20 protein-coding genes are annotated in these 19,825 nt (G+C 32.6%); 11 read left to right on the top strand and 9 right to left on the bottom strand.

Annotation, left to right across the window (positions count from 1 at the left end; genetic code table 11):
• Positions 1 to 424 precede the first annotated feature (424 nt).
• From ACKVOD_RS02940 to ACKVOD_RS02920, 5 genes are all read left to right on the top strand, one after another.
• Positions 425 to 646, top strand: coding sequence for a hypothetical protein (locus ACKVOD_RS02940; RefSeq protein WP_409207987.1), 222 nt, complete (start codon positions 425 to 427; stop codon positions 644 to 646).
• Between the two features lie 153 nt (positions 647 to 799).
• Positions 800 to 3,172 carry an AAA family ATPase gene (locus ACKVOD_RS02935; RefSeq protein WP_409207986.1) on the top strand — a complete coding sequence of 791 codons (2,373 nt, stop codon included), beginning with the start codon at positions 800 to 802 and terminating at the stop codon, positions 3,170 to 3,172.
• Positions 3,153 to 3,317: a hypothetical protein gene (locus ACKVOD_RS02930; RefSeq protein WP_409207985.1), complete on the top strand. Its 165-nt coding sequence runs from the start codon at positions 3,153 to 3,155 to the stop codon at positions 3,315 to 3,317. The genes ACKVOD_RS02935 and ACKVOD_RS02930 overlap by 20 nt, the downstream gene beginning before the upstream one ends.
• Before the next feature lie 252 nt (positions 3,318 to 3,569).
• Positions 3,570 to 3,806 carry a hypothetical protein gene (locus ACKVOD_RS02925; protein WP_409207984.1) on the top strand — a complete coding sequence of 79 codons (237 nt, stop codon included), beginning with the start codon at positions 3,570 to 3,572 and terminating at the stop codon, positions 3,804 to 3,806.
• Between the two features lie 99 nt (positions 3,807 to 3,905).
• Positions 3,906 to 4,118 (top strand): hypothetical protein, encoded by a 213-nt coding sequence (locus ACKVOD_RS02920; protein ID WP_409207983.1) that lies wholly within the window; start codon positions 3,906 to 3,908, stop codon positions 4,116 to 4,118.
• A 64-nt stretch (positions 4,119 to 4,182) separates the two neighbouring features.
• Here ACKVOD_RS02920 and carB read toward each other — a convergent pair whose 3' ends face one another.
• The 4 genes from carB to rpmH all read right to left on the bottom strand — a co-directional run bounded on the left by carB (position 4,183) and on the right by rpmH (position 7,968).
• Positions 4,183 to 7,035, bottom strand: a complete 2,853-nt coding sequence (carB, locus tag ACKVOD_RS02915; protein ID WP_409207982.1) for a carbamoyl-phosphate synthase large subunit — start codon at positions 7,033 to 7,035, stop codon at positions 4,183 to 4,185.
• A gap of 27 nt (positions 7,036 to 7,062) precedes the next feature.
• Positions 7,063 to 7,554, bottom strand: coding sequence for a DUF6169 family protein (locus tag ACKVOD_RS02910; RefSeq protein ID WP_409207981.1), 492 nt, complete (start codon positions 7,552 to 7,554; stop codon positions 7,063 to 7,065).
• Positions 7,544 to 7,708 carry a hypothetical protein gene (locus ACKVOD_RS02905; protein WP_409207980.1) on the bottom strand — a complete coding sequence of 55 codons (165 nt, stop codon included), beginning with the start codon at positions 7,706 to 7,708 and terminating at the stop codon, positions 7,544 to 7,546. The genes ACKVOD_RS02910 and ACKVOD_RS02905 overlap by 11 nt, the downstream gene beginning before the upstream one ends.
• Positions 7,709 to 7,806: 98 nt before the next feature.
• On the bottom strand, positions 7,807 to 7,968 hold the full coding sequence (gene rpmH / locus ACKVOD_RS02900) for a 50S ribosomal protein L34 (protein WP_022828464.1): 162 nt from the start codon (positions 7,966 to 7,968) through the stop codon (positions 7,807 to 7,809).
• A 166-nt stretch (positions 7,969 to 8,134) separates the two neighbouring features.
• Between rpmH and ACKVOD_RS02895 the strand changes: the two genes are divergently transcribed.
• Positions 8,135 to 8,650 (top strand): DUF2892 domain-containing protein, encoded by a 516-nt coding sequence (locus ACKVOD_RS02895; protein ID WP_409207979.1) that lies wholly within the window; start codon positions 8,135 to 8,137, stop codon positions 8,648 to 8,650.
• 77 nt (positions 8,651 to 8,727) lie between these two features.
• Here ACKVOD_RS02895 and ACKVOD_RS02890 read toward each other — a convergent pair whose 3' ends face one another.
• Entirely contained in the window at positions 8,728 to 9,384 is a 657-nt protein-coding gene (locus ACKVOD_RS02890) for an alpha/beta hydrolase (protein WP_409207978.1), read from the bottom strand.
• Between the two features lie 194 nt (positions 9,385 to 9,578).
• Here ACKVOD_RS02890 and ACKVOD_RS02885 point away from each other — a divergent pair, with 194 nt between their 5' ends.
• Complete coding sequence (locus tag ACKVOD_RS02885; RefSeq protein WP_409207977.1) at positions 9,579 to 9,881, top strand: GNAT family N-acetyltransferase; 303 nt, start codon at positions 9,579 to 9,581, stop codon at positions 9,879 to 9,881.
• Between the two features lie 2 nt (positions 9,882 to 9,883).
• On the opposite strand, the gene ACKVOD_RS02880 is transcribed toward ACKVOD_RS02885, so the two are convergent.
• From ACKVOD_RS02880 to ACKVOD_RS02870, 3 genes are all read right to left on the bottom strand, one after another.
• Positions 9,884 to 11,518 carry an ABC-F family ATP-binding cassette domain-containing protein gene (locus tag ACKVOD_RS02880; RefSeq protein WP_409207976.1) on the bottom strand — a complete coding sequence of 545 codons (1,635 nt, stop codon included), beginning with the start codon at positions 11,516 to 11,518 and terminating at the stop codon, positions 9,884 to 9,886.
• Between the two features lie 125 nt (positions 11,519 to 11,643).
• Positions 11,644 to 12,840 (bottom strand): acyloxyacyl hydrolase, encoded by a 1,197-nt coding sequence (locus ACKVOD_RS02875; protein ID WP_409207975.1) that lies wholly within the window; start codon positions 12,838 to 12,840, stop codon positions 11,644 to 11,646.
• A 247-nt stretch (positions 12,841 to 13,087) separates the two neighbouring features.
• A complete protein-coding gene (locus ACKVOD_RS02870) occupies positions 13,088 to 13,891 on the bottom strand; it encodes a Cof-type HAD-IIB family hydrolase (protein ID WP_409207974.1) in 804 nt (267 codons plus the stop codon).
• Positions 13,892 to 14,143: 252 nt separating this feature from the next.
• Between ACKVOD_RS02870 and ACKVOD_RS02865 the strand changes: the two genes are divergently transcribed.
• From ACKVOD_RS02865 to nudK, 4 genes are all read left to right on the top strand, one after another.
• Complete coding sequence (locus tag ACKVOD_RS02865; protein ID WP_409207973.1) at positions 14,144 to 16,363, top strand: RelA/SpoT family protein; 2,220 nt, start codon at positions 14,144 to 14,146, stop codon at positions 16,361 to 16,363.
• A 97-nt stretch (positions 16,364 to 16,460) separates the two neighbouring features.
• A complete protein-coding gene (locus ACKVOD_RS02860; RefSeq protein ID WP_409207972.1) occupies positions 16,461 to 16,916 on the top strand; it encodes a Fur family transcriptional regulator in 456 nt (151 codons plus the stop codon).
• 54 nt (positions 16,917 to 16,970) lie between these two features.
• Complete coding sequence (locus ACKVOD_RS02855) at positions 16,971 to 18,242, top strand: adenylosuccinate synthase (RefSeq protein ID WP_409207971.1); 1,272 nt, start codon at positions 16,971 to 16,973, stop codon at positions 18,240 to 18,242.
• Between the two features lie 61 nt (positions 18,243 to 18,303).
• Positions 18,304 to 18,885, top strand: a complete 582-nt coding sequence (gene nudK, locus ACKVOD_RS02850) for a GDP-mannose pyrophosphatase NudK (protein ID WP_409207970.1) — start codon at positions 18,304 to 18,306, stop codon at positions 18,883 to 18,885.
• 94 nt (positions 18,886 to 18,979) lie between these two features.
• Here nudK and ACKVOD_RS02845 read toward each other — a convergent pair.
• Positions 18,980 to 19,825 (bottom strand): hypothetical protein (locus ACKVOD_RS02845; RefSeq protein ID WP_409207969.1); only part of this gene is annotated, 846 nt, incomplete at its 5' end.

Raw genomic sequence — 19,825 nt, 5'->3', positions numbered from 1 at the left:
ATTTCCGTTCTCAATTTAGGCCGGAAATTTTTAAAAATAAACAATCTTTGTGAACGTTACAGCCTAAAATTATTTAGCTTCTAAAATAAGTAGTAACTGTTATAAAGTGTCGTATTTTAAAATATTAAATTTTTTTCCAAAAGGCTGATTTTGAATAGATATTTACTATTTCTAGACTTTTGACTTTAGGACATTAAAACTTTCCACTTACTTAAAATTAATAGAAACTGTAATGTTTTCGGCAATTTTACTTTTGTAGGTGCTTTTGCATTTCCATAATTACAATTCGGTATGTCGTCCCAAAGGGGTCGACATCTATGTTTTTGTTTTGCTAAAAAGCAAAAAAACATTTTTAGTTCTGTTCACGCAAGTGGTAAGAAGGCACTTTTAAACAGGAACGCACCAATCCCTTTGTGCTTCGGTCATTCCTTTTCTAAGAATCAGGGAATTCAAAAAAGAATTTATCTCAAAAGTAGCCGGATTACTCCAGGAACACGAGCTGCACAAAACCCAAGTCCAAGCGCCGAGGTTACTAGAACTACAAGAAACCCAATTCCAAAAAAAACATCCTACTCATCAACGAAATGCGAAGAGTAATTTTACAGAGATATTGCAAAAAATAATAAATCCCCTACAAACAGTTTAAAAGACTACATTTGAAAATGAATAAAGCGATACAAACATTCGCCAATCTAGACAAATTTAGGGGGATAAGCGAAAGTTTGTTTCGCCTATTAGCTAGTTAGTGGCAAGCGTAACGAACCCAAAACATACAACAAACCATAACCAATAAGGACAAATGATAAAGAAAATTGACATTGACAAATTTGGTCTCTTTGAAAACTTCAAATGGGACATTTTTGTTGGGAGAAACGAAACTTTCAGGAGACTTAATATAATTTATGGTAGAAACTATTCAGGTAAAACAACTTTATCAAGAATATTAAATTCCATTTTTGAAAAGCACCTTCCATTAAACTATGAAAACGGAAATTTCACGGTTGCATTTTCAGACGGGTCTTCCATTACTCAAAATAATCTTGCAACGGTAAATCTTAATTATAATCTAAGAGTATATAACTCAGACTTTGTAAAAACAAATCTAAGCTGGTTGCACAAAGACGATGGCACAATAAGCCCTTTTACAATTCTTGGTTCTAAAAACATTGAAATTGACGCTAAGATTAAAGAAATTGATGCATTACTTGGTAAGTTAGAAGAAAACAATGGATTACTTTTTGACCAACAAGAACTTCTTAAAACTTACAATTTTAAGAAAAATGAAAGTCAATCAAATACAAACGAACTTGACACAAAACTAACTGATAAGGCAAGAGATATTAAAAACAATGCTCCAATATATAATGTTCCAACTTATCAAATTCGAACAATAAAAGGGGACATTCAAGAATCAATTAAACAAGGGGAATTAGCTCCTGAAGAAATTACAGAGCTTAAGAAGCTATTAAAGGAAGAAGAGAAAAAAACTATAACAAGTTTACAAGAAATCAAGCCTGATTTTGGTAATCAACTAAATCAAGTTAATGAACTACTTAAAAAGCAAATAAAACCAAGTGAACCAATACTGGAATTAGTAAACAATAGTCTTTTACAAGAATGGGCACGTCAAGGTATTGATAAACATAAAGGTTTGCGAGACACTTGTGGTTTTTGTGGAAATCCGATAAATGAAAACTTGTGGGAAAAACTTGATGCCCACTTTAGCAAAGAATCAGAAGAACTTCGAAAAGAAATAAAATTAAAGATTGACAAACTTGAACAGTCAAAGGTTAATTTGTCTGAATTTTTCAATCTATCGAAAGATGATTTTTACTCAAATCTTCACTCTGAATTTGACACATTACAAAAACAGTGGAGCTCTGCAACTAAGACTTATATTAAAAGTATTGACATACTTATTTCCGAATTATCGGAAAGAGAAAAGGATATTTTTAAAGCAAGAGAAATAAGTAATATATCCGATGTTTCAGAATCTATTTTAGAAACAATTATAGATATCAACAAACTAATTAAAGAACATTCTAATAAATCTTTAACCTTAAAAACTGACCAAAATAAAGCAAGAGTTAAATTGCGATATTCTGAAATTGCCAAGTTTCTCACCACAATAAACTACCAAGATAAAGTATTAAAAATCGAGAAACTTGAAGCCGATGAAGTAATTGCCAAAAAAGCTTATGATGAAACTTATGCAAAAGTTGAATTACTAAATGAAGAAAAAAGGACTTTGGAGGCACAATCTAAAGATGAAAGTAAAGGAGCTGAATTAGTAAATCAACATTTAACACATTTTTTTGGACACAGTGAACTAAAATTGATAGCAGAAGGAAGTGCTCCAAACATTCTATTCAGAATTGTTAGAGAAAATGGATATGCAAATAATTTAAGTGAAGGGGAATGTAGTTTAATTTCATTCTGCTACTTTATTGCTAAAATGGAAGACGAACTCAAAGATGAACTGAACAGCGATAAATTGATTATTTATATTGACGACCCAATTTCTAGTTTAGACAGTAATCATATATTTTTTATGTTCAGTCTTATTGAAAGTATAATCGCCAAACCTAAAAAATATTGTCAGCTATTTATTTCAACTCATAATCTTGACTTTTTAAAATATCTCAAACAATTAACTTACCCAACATATAAGCCACAACCAAATTCTAAAGATAAGGCAGATAAAAACCAATTTCTGATTGAGAGAAAATCAAAGTCAAGTTCTATTTTAAAATTATCACCCGAATATTTAAAAAAATATATAACAGAGTTCAATTATTTATTCTATCAAATTTACACTTGTTCTTCAGCAGATTTACAAAATATAGAACACAATTTTCAGTACAATTTTGGCAACAATATGCGTAAATTTTTGGAGGCATTTTTATTCTATAAGTATCCAAGCAATAAAATGTCATTTGACCAACGAATAAAAAAATATTTTGACAATGATGAAATTGCTTTCAATTTAGTTAAACGGGTTATAAATGAATTTTCGCATTTAGAAGACAATTTTGATAGGAGTATTGAGCCAATTGATATAAATGTAATCCAAAGTGTTTCTAGTGCGGTTATGCAAAAAATGCAAGCTACAGACAAAGACCAATTTGACGCTTTAAAAGAAAGTATTGAAAATGAATCAGAAGTATATTGACACCAAAACGCCAGCCACTAACAGCACCTACAAGAAATTGGCGGTTCAGTGGTTAAAGGAAGCTTTATGCTTCGTATCAAGTTCAGTGGTGGCAGACAGTTTTGTGCTTCGAAATCGCCAACTTCTTGTAGCTGCAAAACGTTAAAAATTCAAAAAAAGAGATTTATGACTACTCGCCATTTTTTATATTTTAAGCAAAATAAACTGGTATCAACAAACAAAAAAACCCCAATCGGGGCTTTTTCAATATATAAACTCAAGCTTACTTACTCCAATACATTTTTCTTCGAGAATATAATTCATAAAATTGATTGTCTTAAAAAAATCATTTTTTCACTTAAAAAGTATTCAAAAAAAATTAACTTTGTTGAAAATCAGTCCCTAAAAATTTAAAGAAATGGATGCTATAACTTTTGATTTACTCGCAAACAAACTTAAAAATGCCCCTCAAAGTGTATTAGAAAGTGTTATAGCATATGTAGACACGCTTATAGAACCTAAGACAATTTCTAAAATATATATACTATCAAAAGAGCAACAAGAACTATTAGACAATCAAATCAATTCTGATAAATCAACTTATATCAAAGCCGAAACACTTTATACTGATTTAAAAAAGAAGTATGAATTATAAGATTATTGTTTCTTCTATTGCTTCCAAAAATATTGAAGATGTTCTTGAATATTACTTTCATAAAGTATCTAAAAAAGTAGCATTAGATTTTTTGAAAGATTGTCAAAAAAAACCTATAAAGCACTACAAATCAATCCTTTTTATCAATTTCAAGATTCTAATTATCGTTTTTTACCTTTTGATAAATTTCCATACGTTGCTTTTTTTATTGTTGACGAACCTAGCAAAACCTTATTCTTAAATGCAATTTTTCATACCTATCAAAATCCTGACAAATATCCTACGCTATGGATAAATCCAAATAATATATAATAATTCTGTTTATAAATACAAAAAAAGCCCCAATCGGGGCTTTTTTAATATACAAAACTCAAGCTTATTTGCTCAAATACATTTTTCTTCTAGAATACAATTCATAGAACTGATCGTCTTTTAAATCATCAATAAACAAGATGCTTTCTCCAGTTGATTTCATTTCTGGTCCCAACGCTTTGTTCACATTGTGGAACTTGCTAAAAGAGAATACTGGTTGTTTAATCGCATAGCCTTTCAACTGCGGATTGAATTTGAAATCGGTTACTTTATTATGTCCTAACATTACTTTAGTCGCATAATTTACATACGGTTCTCCGTAAGCTTTTGCTATAAAAGGAACCGTACGGGAAGCTCTAGGATTGGCTTCGATGATATAAACGATGTCGTTTTTAATCGCAAATTGTATGTTGATTAAACCAACAGTTCGCAAGGCCAAGGCAATTTTTTTAGTGTGATCTTTAATTTGAGTCATCACAAATTCACCCAAATTAAACGGAGGCAAAGTCGCATTACTGTCTCCAGAGTGCACGCCGCAAGGCTCAATGTGTTCCATTATTCCAATGATGTAAACGTTTTCACCATCGCAAATGGCGTCGGCTTCGGCTTCGATAGCGCCATCTAAATAATGATCTAAAAGCAATTTATTTCCTGGAATTTGTTTCAATAAATTGATAACGTGTTCTTCTAATTCTTGTTTGTTGATTACAATCTTCATTCCCTGACCTCCCAAAACATAAGATGGACGAATCAATAAAGGAAAGTCTAAAGTATCGGCTAAAGCAGAAGCTTCATCCGCCGTTTCCGCAATTCCAAATTGTGGAAAAGGAATTTCTAATTCGGTTAACAAATCAGAGAAACGCCCTCTGTCTTCGGCTAAATCCAATGCATCGAAACTGGTTCCGATAATCTTAATTCCATATTTTGCCAATTTTTCAGCAATTTTCAAAGCCGTTTGCCCACCTAATTGTACAATGACACCTTCTGGTTTTTCGTGTTGGATGATATCGTAAATATGTTCCCAAAATACAGGTTCGAAATACAATTTATCTGCAGTATCAAAATCAGTCGAAACCGTTTCTGGGTTACAGTTAATCATTATCGTTTCATAACCACATTCTTTGGCTGCCAAAACACCGTGAACACAAGAATAATCAAATTCGATTCCTTGCCCAATTCTATTTGGACCTGAACCTAAAACAACTATTTTCTTCTTGTCGGTTACGATACTTTCGTTGTGAACGTAGCGTTCTCCGTTTGCTTTTTCAATTTCGGCTTCAAAAGTCGAGTAATAATAAGGAGTTAAAGCCTTAAATTCTGCAGCACAAGTATCAACCAATTTGAACACTCTATTGATGTTCATTGAAGAACGCAAATTGTGAATTTGGCTTTCCAAACAACCCAACATGTGCGCAATTTGTCTGTCGGCAAAACCTTTTTGTTTGGCTTCCAAAAGTAATTCTCGTGGTAGGGTATCCAATTTGAATTTGGATATTTCTCTTTCCAAAGTATATAATTCCTCGTATTGTTTCAAGAACCACATATCAATTTTTGTGATTTCGTGAATGCGACTCAATGGAATTCCCAAAGCAATCGCATCATAAATTACAAAAACACGATCCCAACTGGCAAAAGTCAGTTTCTCGATAATTTGCTCGTAGTTTTTATACCCTTTCCCGTCAGCTCCCAGCCCATTTCTTTTGATTTCCAATGATTGCGTGGCTTTGTGCAATGCTTCTTGGAACGAACGTCCAATTCCCATTACTTCACCCACAGATTTCATTTGAAGTCCTAAAGTTCTATCAGCACCTTCGAATTTATCGAAATTCCAACGTGGTATTTTTACAATCACATAATCCAAAGTCGGTTCGAATAATGCCGAAGTCGATTTGGTGATTTGATTTTGTAATTCATCTAAGTTGTAACCCAAAGCCAGTTTCGAAGCTATTTTTGCAATTGGATATCCTGTTGCTTTTGATGCCAAAGCCGAAGAACGAGACACACGAGGATTGATTTCAATCGCCACAATATCTTCTTTATCATCTGGAGAAACGGCAAACTGCACGTTACAACCTCCGGCAAAATTTCCGATGCTGCGCATCATCAAAATAGCATAATCACGCATTCTTTGAAAAGTGGTATCCGACAAAGTCATGGCTGGCGCAACCGTAATGGAATCTCCAGTGTGAATCCCCATAGGATCCATATTTTCGATAGAACAGATAATCACTACGTTGTCGTTTTTATCTCTTAATAATTCTAATTCATATTCTTTCCAACCCATCAAAGCCTTGTCAATCAACACTTCGTGAATAGGAGAAGCTTCAAGACCACGAGTTAAAAGTTCGTTGAAATCTTCTTTTTTATACACAATCGCAGCTCCGGTTCCACCTAAAGTAAAGGATGGACGGATAACCAACGGGAAACCAAATTCCTGTGCAATTTCTTTACCGCGAAGGTAAGAAGTACAGATTTCTGCTGGTGCAGAAGGCACTCCGATCTTCTTTAGCAATTGTTTAAACTGCTCTCTGTCTTCAGTAATGTTGATGGCATTAACATCAACTCCAATTAATTTTACTCCAAAATCGGTCCAAATTCCTTTTTCGTCAGCTTCTAGACACAAGTTCAAAGCCGTTTGCCCTCCCATTGTTGGCAAAACAGCGTCGATTTGAGGATGTTCTTTTAAGATTTGTATAATTGATTTAGTGGTGAGCGGCAACAAATAAATATGATCGGCCATTGATGGATCGGTCATAATCGTTGCAGGATTCGAGTTAATCAAAATCACTTCGATTCCTTCTTCACGAATAGAACGCGCCGATTGTGAACCTGCATAATCAAATTCGCAAGCTTGACCAATAACAATTGGGCCTGAACCTATTATTAAAACCGATTTTATGGAATTGTCTTTTGGCATTGTGTAATAATTTTATATAGTTTTAATTTATTTTTTGTTGTTCATTGACAATTGGACAAATGCTTCAAAAATTTCTGCTCTATGAGGATTTGATTTTGATATTATCAAAGAAATTGGAAATTTATTATTTTCCATATCCATTAATATTTCATCAACTTTTACAAAAGTTTCATCATTATATTCAAGAAACCATTGATCAAACTTTCGTTTTCTAACTAATTCTTTCCCGTCAGCTGAATCACAAATATAAACTGAGATTGCTTTGTTTCTTTTTAAATAAAAATCCATAAAAATAGCCACAACAGTGGCTCCTATTTTCTTATCGTTAGAAGGTGTTTTTGAATTAGGATTATAATTTAATAAAATTGAAAATTCAAAAGTGTTTTCAATTATTTCAATATTTTTTGATTCAAAAAGATAAGGTGTAAATTTGAAAATAATTTCATAGATTATTCCTTCAACAGTTTCAAAGAAATAGCTATTATTTTGACCTCCTTCAAAATAAAACTTATAATTCATCTTTTTTATTTAACTCTTTAAGTTTTTTTCTGACAACTTGAAATTCTTTTGATTTAGCAAAAGAATTACTTTGTTCAAGTATTTGTTTTTTTGTATCTAATAAATATCGAATAATCTCGTCTGTACTTCTGTTTTGTGGTTTTAAAACTTCCATAATATTTATTTTTTTAACAAAGTTACAATTTTAAAAAATTAGTTTAAAAAAAGCCGTTACTAAAAAAGTAACGGCTAATATTTAAATTGATTTAAACATTATTTTTTGTGTCTTGGTTCGCAAGAAACAGTCAATTTGTGTCTTCCTTTAGCTCTACGACGAGCAAGGACTTTTCTTCCATTTGCAGATTCCATTCTGTCCATAAATCCGTGCTTATTTCTTCTCTTTCTTTTCGATGGTTGAAACGTTCTTTTGCTCATTGCTTTGTATCTTTAAAAAATGTATTTTATGATGTCGTGGTAATTTTAAAAAAGTATTTCTCTAAAACCGAGTGCAAATATACAAAGACTTTTATTTCTGACAAGTGGTTTTATAATTTTTTTTTCAATTCCTTTTATTATCTTTGCCGTCACAAAACTAAACTGTATGTTTCCTAAAATTTTTAAACTATTTATCGCTGGACTAATAACAATCACTGGTGTTTGGCAATTTACTGAATCCAATATTGGCAATGGTATTTTTCTTTTGCTATTGTCGTTAATCCCTATATTTCTTTATTTCAAAAACGAATTCATTTTATTAGCCTTCCTCAAACTAAGAAAACAAGATTTTGAAGGCGCTAAAAAGTGGCTTTCTTATATAAAAAACCCAGAATCAGCTTTGGTAAGAAAACAACAAGGATACTTTAATTATCTACACGGAATTATGCTTTCGCAAACCAACATCAACCAATCTGAGAAATATTTCAAGAAAGCAATTGAATTGGGTTTGTCAATGGATATGGATTTAGCAGTTGCCAAATTAAACCTTGCTGGAGTTGCTATGACTCGCAGACGAAAGCTAGAAGCAACTAATTTACTCAACGAAGCAAAACGTCTTGACAAACAAAATATGCTTGCCGATCAGATAAAAATGATGAAAGAGCAAATGAAGAAAATATAAACTTTAGTCCTAAAGTTTTAAAGTCGTAAAGTCAAAAATAATTTTAGTTTTTTACTTTACGACTTTTTTTTGATTACTTACCCAAGTATAATTCTGGGTAAATTTTCATTTAACCACTTGTATTTGGTTAAAATCATAACATGAGTTCCTCCTTTGACAACAATACAATTTTGGGTGTTTTTTATCGGAAAAACTTCGTCGGCATCACCATGAATATGAAATACATTTTTATCAATTTCTGTTCTTTCCCACAAAATCACTTGCTCTATTGCCCAATCAAGATAATGTATATCTCGAACGGATAAGAATTTTTCGTAAAGTTTAATTTTAGTACTAATTTTTTTGCCAAAAGAAAATTTTGCCAAATTTTCGATATTCACCAGCAAACTAGTAGGGATTAATTTATAAGCTTTTGTTGTTTTAGCTAGTTTTAAACTAATTGGAAACTCTTGATTCGATTTTACACTCGAGATTATGATTAGCTTTCTCACCTTTAGAAACTGCGCCATTTCCTGAATCAAAATCCCCCCAAAGGAAACACCGATTAATACTGGATTTTCATGGGTAACTTTTAATGCTATCCGCTTGGCATATTGCGAAAGTGTTTCATCAAGTAATGGAATTTCCCATTCTAGTAAAATCATTTCAAACTGATCCTGAGGTAACAAAATGCGTTCAAAAATAGTCACGCTAGCCGCCAAACCTGGCATAAAGTAAACTGGAATTTTATTCATATTTGAAGTTACAATCACTTAATTTATACAATATTAGTTCATTTATTAAAAAGATTAGGATTGATTCTAAACTTATATTAAAGTTAAATTCATAAATCAAAGCTGACTTAAAAATCGAAATCGTTTGATATTGAAAATCAAAACGTTATATTTGCATTTTAGAATATGAAACACACCTTCAAAAAAATATCGTTATGGAAACTGCATGTATTACCGAAATCAAAGACAATACTTTCGCCAGACAATTTGAAACGATTACCGAAAAAGGATTAGTAACTGTTGAGTATTCATTTCAAGAAAAAAAAATATTCCTAACGAGAATTAACACCCCCGAATGTTTTAACGACGAGGAATTTATCACCCTTTTTCTAAAAGAAATTATGGCTATTGCCATAGAAAGAAAATTAAAAGTCGTTCCAATTTTGCCTAAAATAGTTGTTTTCTTCAAAAAGAATCCTGTTTATAAAGAATTACTTCCTCCTGGAATAAGACTATAATTTTATTTCTCAATTTCTTTCATACTATCAATTTTTTTGTATGCTAAGAAACCAGTTATATCTTCAAAATGTTCTTTTACGCGCTTGTTTCCAAATTCGAATACTTTAGTTGCTAATCCGTCTAAGAAATCTCTATCGTGAGAAACTAGGATTAAAGTCCCATCAAAATCACGCAAAGCATCTTTAATTATATCTTTGGTTTTCATATCTAAATGGTTCGAAGGTTCATCGAGAATCAAGAAATTCACTGGCTCTAATAATAATTTTATCATCGCCAAACGTGTTTTTTCTCCACCTGAAAGCACTTTTACTTTTTTAGTAACATCATCGCCGTGAAACATAAAAGCGCCTAAAATATCTTTAATTTTTGTACGAACATCACCTACTGCAATATCATCAATTGTCTCGAAAATTGTAGCGTTTTCATCTAATAGAGCCGCTTGATTTTGAGCAAAATAACCAATTTGGGCATTGTGACCAATTTCTAAATTTCCACCATCAATAGCAATCTCTTTCATAATGGCTTTAATCATAGTGGATTTTCCTTCCCCATTTTTACCTACAAAAGCTACTTTTTGACCTCTTTCAATAACAATATTAGCATCTTTGAAAACCACATGATCTCCATAAGATTTTGACATTTCTTTTACAATCACGGGATATTGACCCGAACGAGCTGCAGGTGGAAATTTTAATTTCAATGCCGAAGTATCGACCTCATCTACTTGAACTATAACTAATTTTTCGAGCATTTTAACCCGAGATTGCACCGCATCGGTTTTTGAAAAGGTTCCTTTAAAACGATCAATAAAAGTTCGATTATCAGCAATCATTCTTTGTTGTTCATCATACGCTTTTTGTTGGTGTATGCGTCGGTCTTTTCTGAGTTCTAGGTAATGCGAATATTTGGCTTTGTAATCATAAATTCGTCCCATGGTTACTTCGATAGTTCGATTAGTTATATTATCAACAAAGGCTCTATCGTGTGAAATGACCACAACGGCTTTGGCAGAATTTATCAGGAAGTCCTCCAACCATTGAATACTTTCGATATCCATATGATTGGTTGGCTCATCCAGCAAAATCAAGTCTGGTTTTCGCAATAAAATTTTAGCCAATTCAATTCGCATTCTCCAACCTCCAGAAAACTCGGATGTTTGACGCTTAAAATCTTCACGAACAAATCCTAAACCCAGTAAGATTTTCTCAATTTCTGCCTCATAATTTACTTCTTCGATAGCATAGAATTTTTCGCTTAGATCCGAAACTCTTTCAATCAATTTCATATAGGCATCACTTTCATAATCGGTACGAATAGTCAATTGCTCATTGATTTGATCCATTTCTGACTTCATGTCAAAAATTTCTCCAAATGCTTTTGCTGCCTCCTCTACAACTGTTGCTCCATCGCTAGTCAACAAATGTTGTGGTAAATAAGCGATGACTGCTTCTTTTGGCGCCGATACATTTCCGGTTGAAGGTTTGCTTTGACCCGCAATAATTTTAAGAAGTGTTGATTTTCCCGCTCCATTTTTACCCATAAGGGCAATTTTATCATTTTCGTTTATAGCAAAAGAAACGTCACTAAATAAGGTAGTTCCACCAAACTGTACGGAAACATCGTTGATTGTAATCATTTTTGAAGTTTGAAGTTAGCCCTTCGACAAGCTCAGGGTGGAAATTGGAAGATTCAATGTCCTAAAAATTAAAAAGTGCAAAGATAGATTAATTAAGGGAGTAGGCAATTCTGAATTATTAATAACTAAAAAGCATATCCAAGATTAACCGAAAAAGGGATTTTAACTCCAGGATTTTGAGTAAAAATATTGCCATTAGAATAATGACCAATTTTAAATTCTACATTTGATTTTCGATCTTCACCAAAATAGAAGCCAAGACCCATATTGTCCTGAAACGTAAATTTCTCTCCCGTATCAACGTCGTCAATGACTTTTTTTGAAATAAAACTAGGTCCGGCTATTGAATAATAAACATAAGTATCAAAGGGTTTCGTGTGCAAAAAATTGAATCTAAAAACAGGATAAGCTGCGATAGTATAAAAACTTTCTTCCTTTATATTACTCATAAAGAAAGAAGCCCCAACGCCCCAGTCGAGTGAAAAATATTTGGCAGTATTAAAAACATTTTGGCGGTAATCAAAAGAAATTCCACGATTTACCTCAGCTTCACCACCCCAAAAGATTGGGATTTTAGAAAACAAATTATTAATTCCATAACCAATAATAGTACTCGAATAACCAATTTGAAACAATTGTTTAGGATGCTTATATCCTACTTTTTTAGCTTCTTGAATCTTTTCTTCCCGAATTGGGTTCAAATTATATGAAAAACCTGTTGAAACAAATGAAATTGCAGGTTGACGAAACGCTGCTTTTTCTGGTGAAAAAACAGAGCTTAAAAGTAAATCAATTTTTGGATTTAAATTATATTTAAAACCACCGCCAAAAAGAAAACTACTATAATTTGCTTTTTTTACAAGCACATCACCATTGCGCAAATTAGCCCCCCCAAGTCTTGTGATAATCCCTAATCCTAATTCTCCAAAAACATGAATTTTTTTTGCAATTGGTATTTGTCCTTTTATGGTTAGCCCTGCGATATTCATCCATACTGATGTTGATTGTGTTGTACCACTAGTTAAATATTTATAATTTACCCAACTCACTGGCCGCATATAACTTATTTGAGCAGAAAGATAATTATTGAATTTATGCCCAAATAGCACCAATCTAACCGCTGTATGAGGCACTTCGACAGACTGAAATTCATAATCAGGCAAAGACTCCAGTTGTGATTGAGTAAAATTATAATTAATTGACCCCACGTTAACTTCAAAATACGATTTTTGAAGCGCAATGGGCAACTGAAATCGTTTATCTTGTGCAAAAGAAATAGTAGAGCAAAAAAAAAGATAGATAAAAATGTCTTTAATTTTCATTTTGTTAAGAATAAATCAAATTTTATATTTCTGTAACTGATTAGTCACTCCTGTCAATCTACTAGATTTTGTCATTCTGAGGAACGAAGAATCACACTGATGGGATTTGCTTCGCCTGTCCGCTTCGCTCATGTCTCCTTCGTCGAAATGACAAAAAAAAACGCTAGTTTTTAATTTTAAGTCTAATTTATAGTCCATTTTCATTTAATCCAAAGCTTCTCCTTTAGCCTTAAACTTGATTTTGAATTTAATTCAATATAAATCGCCTTACAACTTCTGCTACACCGTGATCATTGTTCGAAGCCACAATCACATCGCCAAATGAGCTTAACTCAGGATCCACATTCGCAACCCAAACACCTAATCCGGCATATTGCACCATCGTCAAATCATTTCCGGCATTTCCTATAGCGATGATTTCACTTTGATGAATGTTTAGTTTTTCGGCTAAGATTTTTAAACTCGCTCCTTTGTCAATTCCGTTTGGTGCCGCTTCCAGAAAAAAGGGTTTCGACATACAAATACTCAATTCGGGCATCGCTTTTTTCAGAACCATTTCTACCCTTTTTAGATAACTAGGTTCTTCTAGCAAAATACATTTTACTGCCGAAGAAGTTACCCTATCCTTAAAACTAGATACAATATCAAGTTCTAATCCCGTTATGTTTTTCTCAATGTCAATATATTCAGAGTTTGTCTCGCTAATTATTTTTCCGTCTAAATAAGTAATAATATGAGTTTTAATTTCTTGACTAAAATCATATAAAGCATGAATCTGTTCTTTTGATAATGAATGTTCAAAAAGCACTTTGTCTTCTTTTAAGTCGGTTATCGTAGAGCCATTAAATGAAATCATGAAAGAATTATTGATGTCACATTCTAGTTCTTTGGCAAAATTTATCATTGCCGATGTAGGTCTTCCCGAGGCCAAAACCACATAAACACCAAGTTCTTGGGCTTTTAGTAACATTTCTTTATTCTCGATTGAAATTTCGTGATCATCATTCAACAAGGTGTCATCCATATCAACCACTAGCATTTTGTATTTCATCTGTTTATAATATTTGTTTTGTATTGGCAGATGGAACACCTATAGCGATTTTCTTATTTGTCAATGACGATTGTAATGAGCGTTTCATTTCTGTTTTTTTGAGTTGTGGCAAATATAAAATTGTTTTCTTTAAATAATTAAAATAACTAAAGTACATAAACAAAATATGAATATTTAATGAGATTTAAAATAAATTAAATCATTGTATAATTGAAAACTAATTTCTAATTTTAGAAATTGAATCCCCACTGTATGTTAGAAATAGATTTTGAAAAAGAAAACAAGGCAATTGCTCACGAATACAAAGAGTTACTTCGAATCAGTTATCAAACTTTAACCCTTGAAGATAAGAAACTCATTCGAAAAGCCTTTGACGTTGCTGTAGATGCTCATAAAGACCAAAGACGAAAATCAGGCGAAGCCTATATATTTCACCCCATTGCGGTGGCTAAAATTGTAGCGTCCGAAATAGGTTTAGGAGCCACAGCTATTGCGGCTGCTTTAATGCATGATGTTGTCGAAGACACACCTATTGCTATTGAAGATATTGAAAGAATGTTTAATCCAAAAGTAGCGCAACTAGTTGACGGATTAACAAAAATATCGAAAGTTCAAAAAGAAATGAATGTATCGATGCAGGCTGAGAATTTTCGGAAAATGATTCTTACCTTAAATGATGATGTTCGCGTAATCTTTATAAAAATTGCGGACAGATTGCACAATATGCAAACCATGGATTCGATGGAAGGTTCTAAACAAATTAAACTTGCCTCGGAAACATTATATATTTATGCACCACTAGCCCATAGATTAGGTTTATATAAAATTAAAAACAAGTTGGAAGACCTTGGCTTAAAATATACTGAGCCAGAAGCTTACAATGAAATTCTTGGCAAAATAAAAGAAACCAAAGAAGAACAGGACGCCTACATTGCCGATATTTCTGAAGTATTGGCCAAAGGATTAGATTCTGAGGGAATAGATTATATCATTAAAGGAAGACCTAAATCCATCTATTCCATTAGAAGGAAAATGCAGGCACAAGGGGTGAGTTTCGACGAAGTTTTTGACAAATTTGCTTTACGAATCATCTATAAATCACCTCCAAACGAAGAAAAATTTATAGCTTGGAAAATATATTCTATAGTCACCGATCATTATAGACCGAGTCCAAGTAGGCTTCGCGATTGGATTTCATCTCCTAAATCTACTGGATATGAAGCCTTGCATATTACTGTAATGGGACATAAAGGACGTTGGGTTGAAGTTCAAGTTCGAAGTGAGCGTATGGACGAAATTGCTGAGAAAGGCTATGCGGCGCATTATAAATATAAAAATGGAGAAACAGAGGAAAGCGGTTTAGACTCTTGGCTAAATTTATTAAAAGAAGCTCTAGAAAATTCAGAAACAAATGCTGTTGATTTTGTAGAAGATTTTAAATTGAATTTATACTCTAAAGAAATATATGTTTTTACCCCAAAAGGAGAAATAAAATCATTGCCAAAAGGGGCTACTTCATTAGATTTTGCATTTAGCATTCACTCCGAAATAGGCATTAGAACCAGAGGAACAAGAGTTAATGGAAAATTAGTGCCATTAAACTATGAATTAAAAAGTGGGGATCAAATAGAAGTAATTACTTCTCAATATCAAAAACCAACTATAAACTGGTTGGATTATGTAACGACTTCGAGAGCAAAAAATAAAATTAAAAATGTTCTTAACGAAAACACCAAGAAAATAGCCGAAGAAGGAAAAGAAATACTTACCAGAAAATTAAAACATTTAAAAATAATTTTAAATGAAACAGTTGTTAATGAATTAGTCAACTTTTTCAAATTAAAAACAAGTTTAGATTTGTTTTACCGAGCGGGAGTTGGTGCTATTGAAAACCAGCGATTAAAAGAGTACGCCACACAAAAAAGCAATACATTTATTAATTTTTTCAAAAATAAAATCAAAAGATCTCCAAATACTGCTATTGAAAACATCCATAAACAAGTCCTCAGCAGCAATTTTGATATGTTGGTATTTGGTGCAGATCAAGATAAATTAGACTACAAATTATCGACTTGTTGCCACCCTATTCCAGGAGATATTGTTTTTGGTTTTATAACCATAAACGAAGGAATAAAAGTTCATAAAAAAGATTGTCCAAATGCCATTAGTCTACAATCTAATTATGCTTACAGAATTATACCTGCCAAATGGATTGATTCCTCACAACAAGAATTTAAAGCAATATTAGACATCACAGGAATGGACACCATCGGTTTGACCAATAAACTTACTAAAGTTATTTCGGATAATATGAACGTTAATATTCAAAGTATTTCATTAAGTGGTGATGCCGGAATCTTTACTGGACAAGTTTCAGTTATTGTTCAAAATAATATTATTTTAAAGAAACTTATCGATAATATCAAGAAAATAGATGGAATCGATAAAGTGAGACGTGAATATAAAAATTAAGTATTAGGGTTAGTAATTTATACTAATCTGTTGAAAGTTTGAACTTTTAAACTCTCAGAATTTTTAAACTGAAAAATAAAATTTATCTTTGCAGAATATGACACTAATTTCCGTAGATAATATTAAAAATCAAGAGATTGTAAAAAATGTTTTTACACTATACCTTGAAAAAAAAGGACATCGAAAAACCCCAGAACGATTCGCTATTCTTCAAGAAATTTATAATAGCGAAGAACATTTTGATATAGAAAACTTGTATATCAAAATGAAAAATAAAAATTATCGTGTCAGCAGGGCCACTTTATATAACACCATTGAACTATTGATGGAATCCAATTTGGTTCGCAAACATCAGTTTGGTCAGAATCAAGCTCATTACGAGAAATCTTATTTTGACAAACAACACGACCATATCATCATGACAGATACTGGTGAAGTTTTTGAATTTTGTGATCCAAGAATTCAAAGCATCAAAAAAACAATAGAAGAAATTTTCGACATAGATATTACAAATCACTCGCTATATCTATACGGAACCAAAAGACAAAAATAATAGAGAAAATCTCTTAAAAATTTAGATAACTTAATAATTACAAAACAGCATAGAATGACCGTAGATTTATTACTAGGATTACAATGGGGAGATGAAGGTAAAGGCAAAATTGTTGACGTTCTCACATCAAAATATGACATTATAGCAAGATTTCAGGGTGGGCCAAACGCTGGACATACCTTAGAATTTGACGGAATAAAACACGTTCTTAGAACTATTCCTTCAGGAATTTTTCATAAAACCGCAGTTAATATTATCGGAAACGGCGTTGTTATTGACCCTGTAGTTTTTCAAAAAGAAATTGAAGGTTTAGCTAAATTTAATATTGACATTAAAACTAAACTAATTATTTCTAGAAAAGCACACTTAATCTTACCAACGCACCGTATGCTTGATGCAGCATCTGAAGCTGCTAAAGGAAAAGCAAAAATTGGCTCTACTTTAAAAGGTATAGGCCCTACATACATGGATAAAACCGGTAGAAATGGTATTCGTGTGGGCGATATAGAACTTGAAGATTTTAAAGAAAGATATAGAGCACTTGCTGATAAGCATGAAGCCATGATTGCTTTCTATGATGTAAATATCCAATACAATCTTGAAGAAATGGAAAAAGAATTCTTTGAATCTATCGAAGAATTAAAGAAAATCGATTTTATAGATAGCGAGGAATATTTATACCAAGCCCAAAAAGCAGGTAAAGCAATTTTGTGCGAAGGAGCTCAGGGTTCTTTATTAGATGTGGACTTTGGAACCTATCCTTTTGTAACCTCATCAAACACAACGGCTGCTGGTGCTTGTACTGGTTTAGGGATTGCTCCAAATAAAATTAAAGAAGTGTACGGAATCTTCAAAGCTTATGTAACTCGTGTAGGAAGTGGTCCTTTTCCAACGGAACTTTTTGATGAAGATGGCGCTACAATGGCAAGAGTCGGAAACGAATTTGGATCAGTTACAGGAAGACAAAGACGTTGTGGATGGCTAGATTTAGTAGCCTTGAAATATGCTGTTCAAATTAATGGTGTTACGCAATTAATGATGATGAAAGGTGATGTACTTTCAGGATTTCCAACCTTAAAAGTATGTACAGAATATCAATATAAAGGAAAAAATATCTCTCATTTTCCTTACAACATAGAGCCAGAAAATGTAACACCTGTTTATCAAGAATTCAAAGGATGGCAAGCGGATTTAACTGGAATGACCACTTATGATGAATTGCCAATTGAGCTAAAAGAATACATTGATTTTATTGAATCTGTTGTTGAGGTTCCTATAAAAATTGTTTCTGTAGGGCCGGATAGAAAGCAAACAATTCTAAAATAAATACAACTAACGTCCCAATTACATCGGGACGTTTTTTTATATCTAAATCCAATATTTATCTATGTATAATCCAAAAATATACATCCTTAAAACCGATTTACTCTCAGATAATTGGTATATATTAAACAAAGTAACCTATCGATATCACAAAGAAGACCAAACCATAGAAACCCATATTCGTGAAGTATATGATCGAGGAAATGGCGCTGGAATTTTGCTGTATAACACCAAACAAAAAACAGTAATTTTAATTCGTCAATTTCGTTTACCTGCTTATCTCAACGGAAGTGAAACAGGCATGATGATTGAAGTTTGCGCTGGACTTTTGGACAAAGATCATCCGGAGCAATGTATCATTCGAGAAACCGAAGAAGAAACGGGTTACCGAATTAAAACAGTTCGTAAAGTTTTTGAAACTTATGTCTCGCCAGGCGCTGTGACCGAAATTTTACATCTATTTGTAGGTGAATATGATTCTAGCATGAAAATAACCGATGGAGGCGGGATTGCAAGTGAACAAGAAAATATTGAAGTACTTGAAATTCCTTTTGACGATGCATTGAATATGATTGAAAAAGGCGAAATTAAGGATGCAAAAACCATTATTTTGCTGCAATATGCTAAGATAAACAAGCTTATTTGATTTAATAAAATCTATTGTACAAAAAAAGGAACGTTCATGATATTTCATAAACGTTCCTTTTTTATTTTATAAACCAACTTTTTTTTAAAATTGGTTAACGAATATTACCTACTGAATTTTTTACGGTATCATGTTTTGTTTTCAATACTCCATTTTCAACAGAAAAACCAATTCGAACTTGAGTCTTTAAAGTGTCTTTTAAACCCGAAGTTGTTTTTTGTAAAACAATAAACTTCAACTCATATTCTCCGTCAACTAAATCCACAATTGCATTGCTTTCATCATCTTGAATTTTTATAACTGTTTTCCCAGAATCAGGTTTTGTGATTAATCCATCTTTCGCATACGAAGCTGCTGCTGCACCACCTCCAGCACCTCCAGCCAAATTTCCTACACTTGAAACTGCCGCCGAAATAATAGCACCTCCTGGCAAAGAACCACCAAGCAGTGAAGCACCTGAGGCTAATGCACCGCCAGCGGCATGCAACCCTTGATTTACCTTTTCGCCAAAAGTGGTAGATTCGCTTGATGATAATTCATTGATGCTTTTGTCTATTGTATTAACCCGATACCCTTCATTTGTTGGAAATAAAACGACACAACCCTCTTCAACCAGTGTAATATTTATTATTCCTGAATTTACTTTCTCTCCAAATGTCGCTCCCTGAGTTTGTTTTGAAACCGTTACATTCATTGATATTCTATTGGGCATTCCGTTGTTATTGATGCCATTTATATTACTTTTTCGGTTTACCATAGTTTCAGCTATTGATTTTACCTCGGCATCATTAGCAACATTTTCAATTACATTCTTTTTTAAACCAACACCTTTTAGTCTTTTTTCATCCTTGGTAATATGCAATGACCCTATAGAATTACTACTTACAGATTCATCCAAGGTTTTATTCATAGGTACCATATCACCAGACATACCATCATT

This window comes from Flavobacterium sp., assembly GCF_046155325.1.
In the GTDB taxonomy this organism is placed as follows: Bacteria; Bacteroidota; Bacteroidia; order Flavobacteriales; family Flavobacteriaceae; genus Flavobacterium.
Note: the sequence above shows the minus strand (reverse complement) of the source record. Positions and strands in the feature narration are given on the sequence as shown.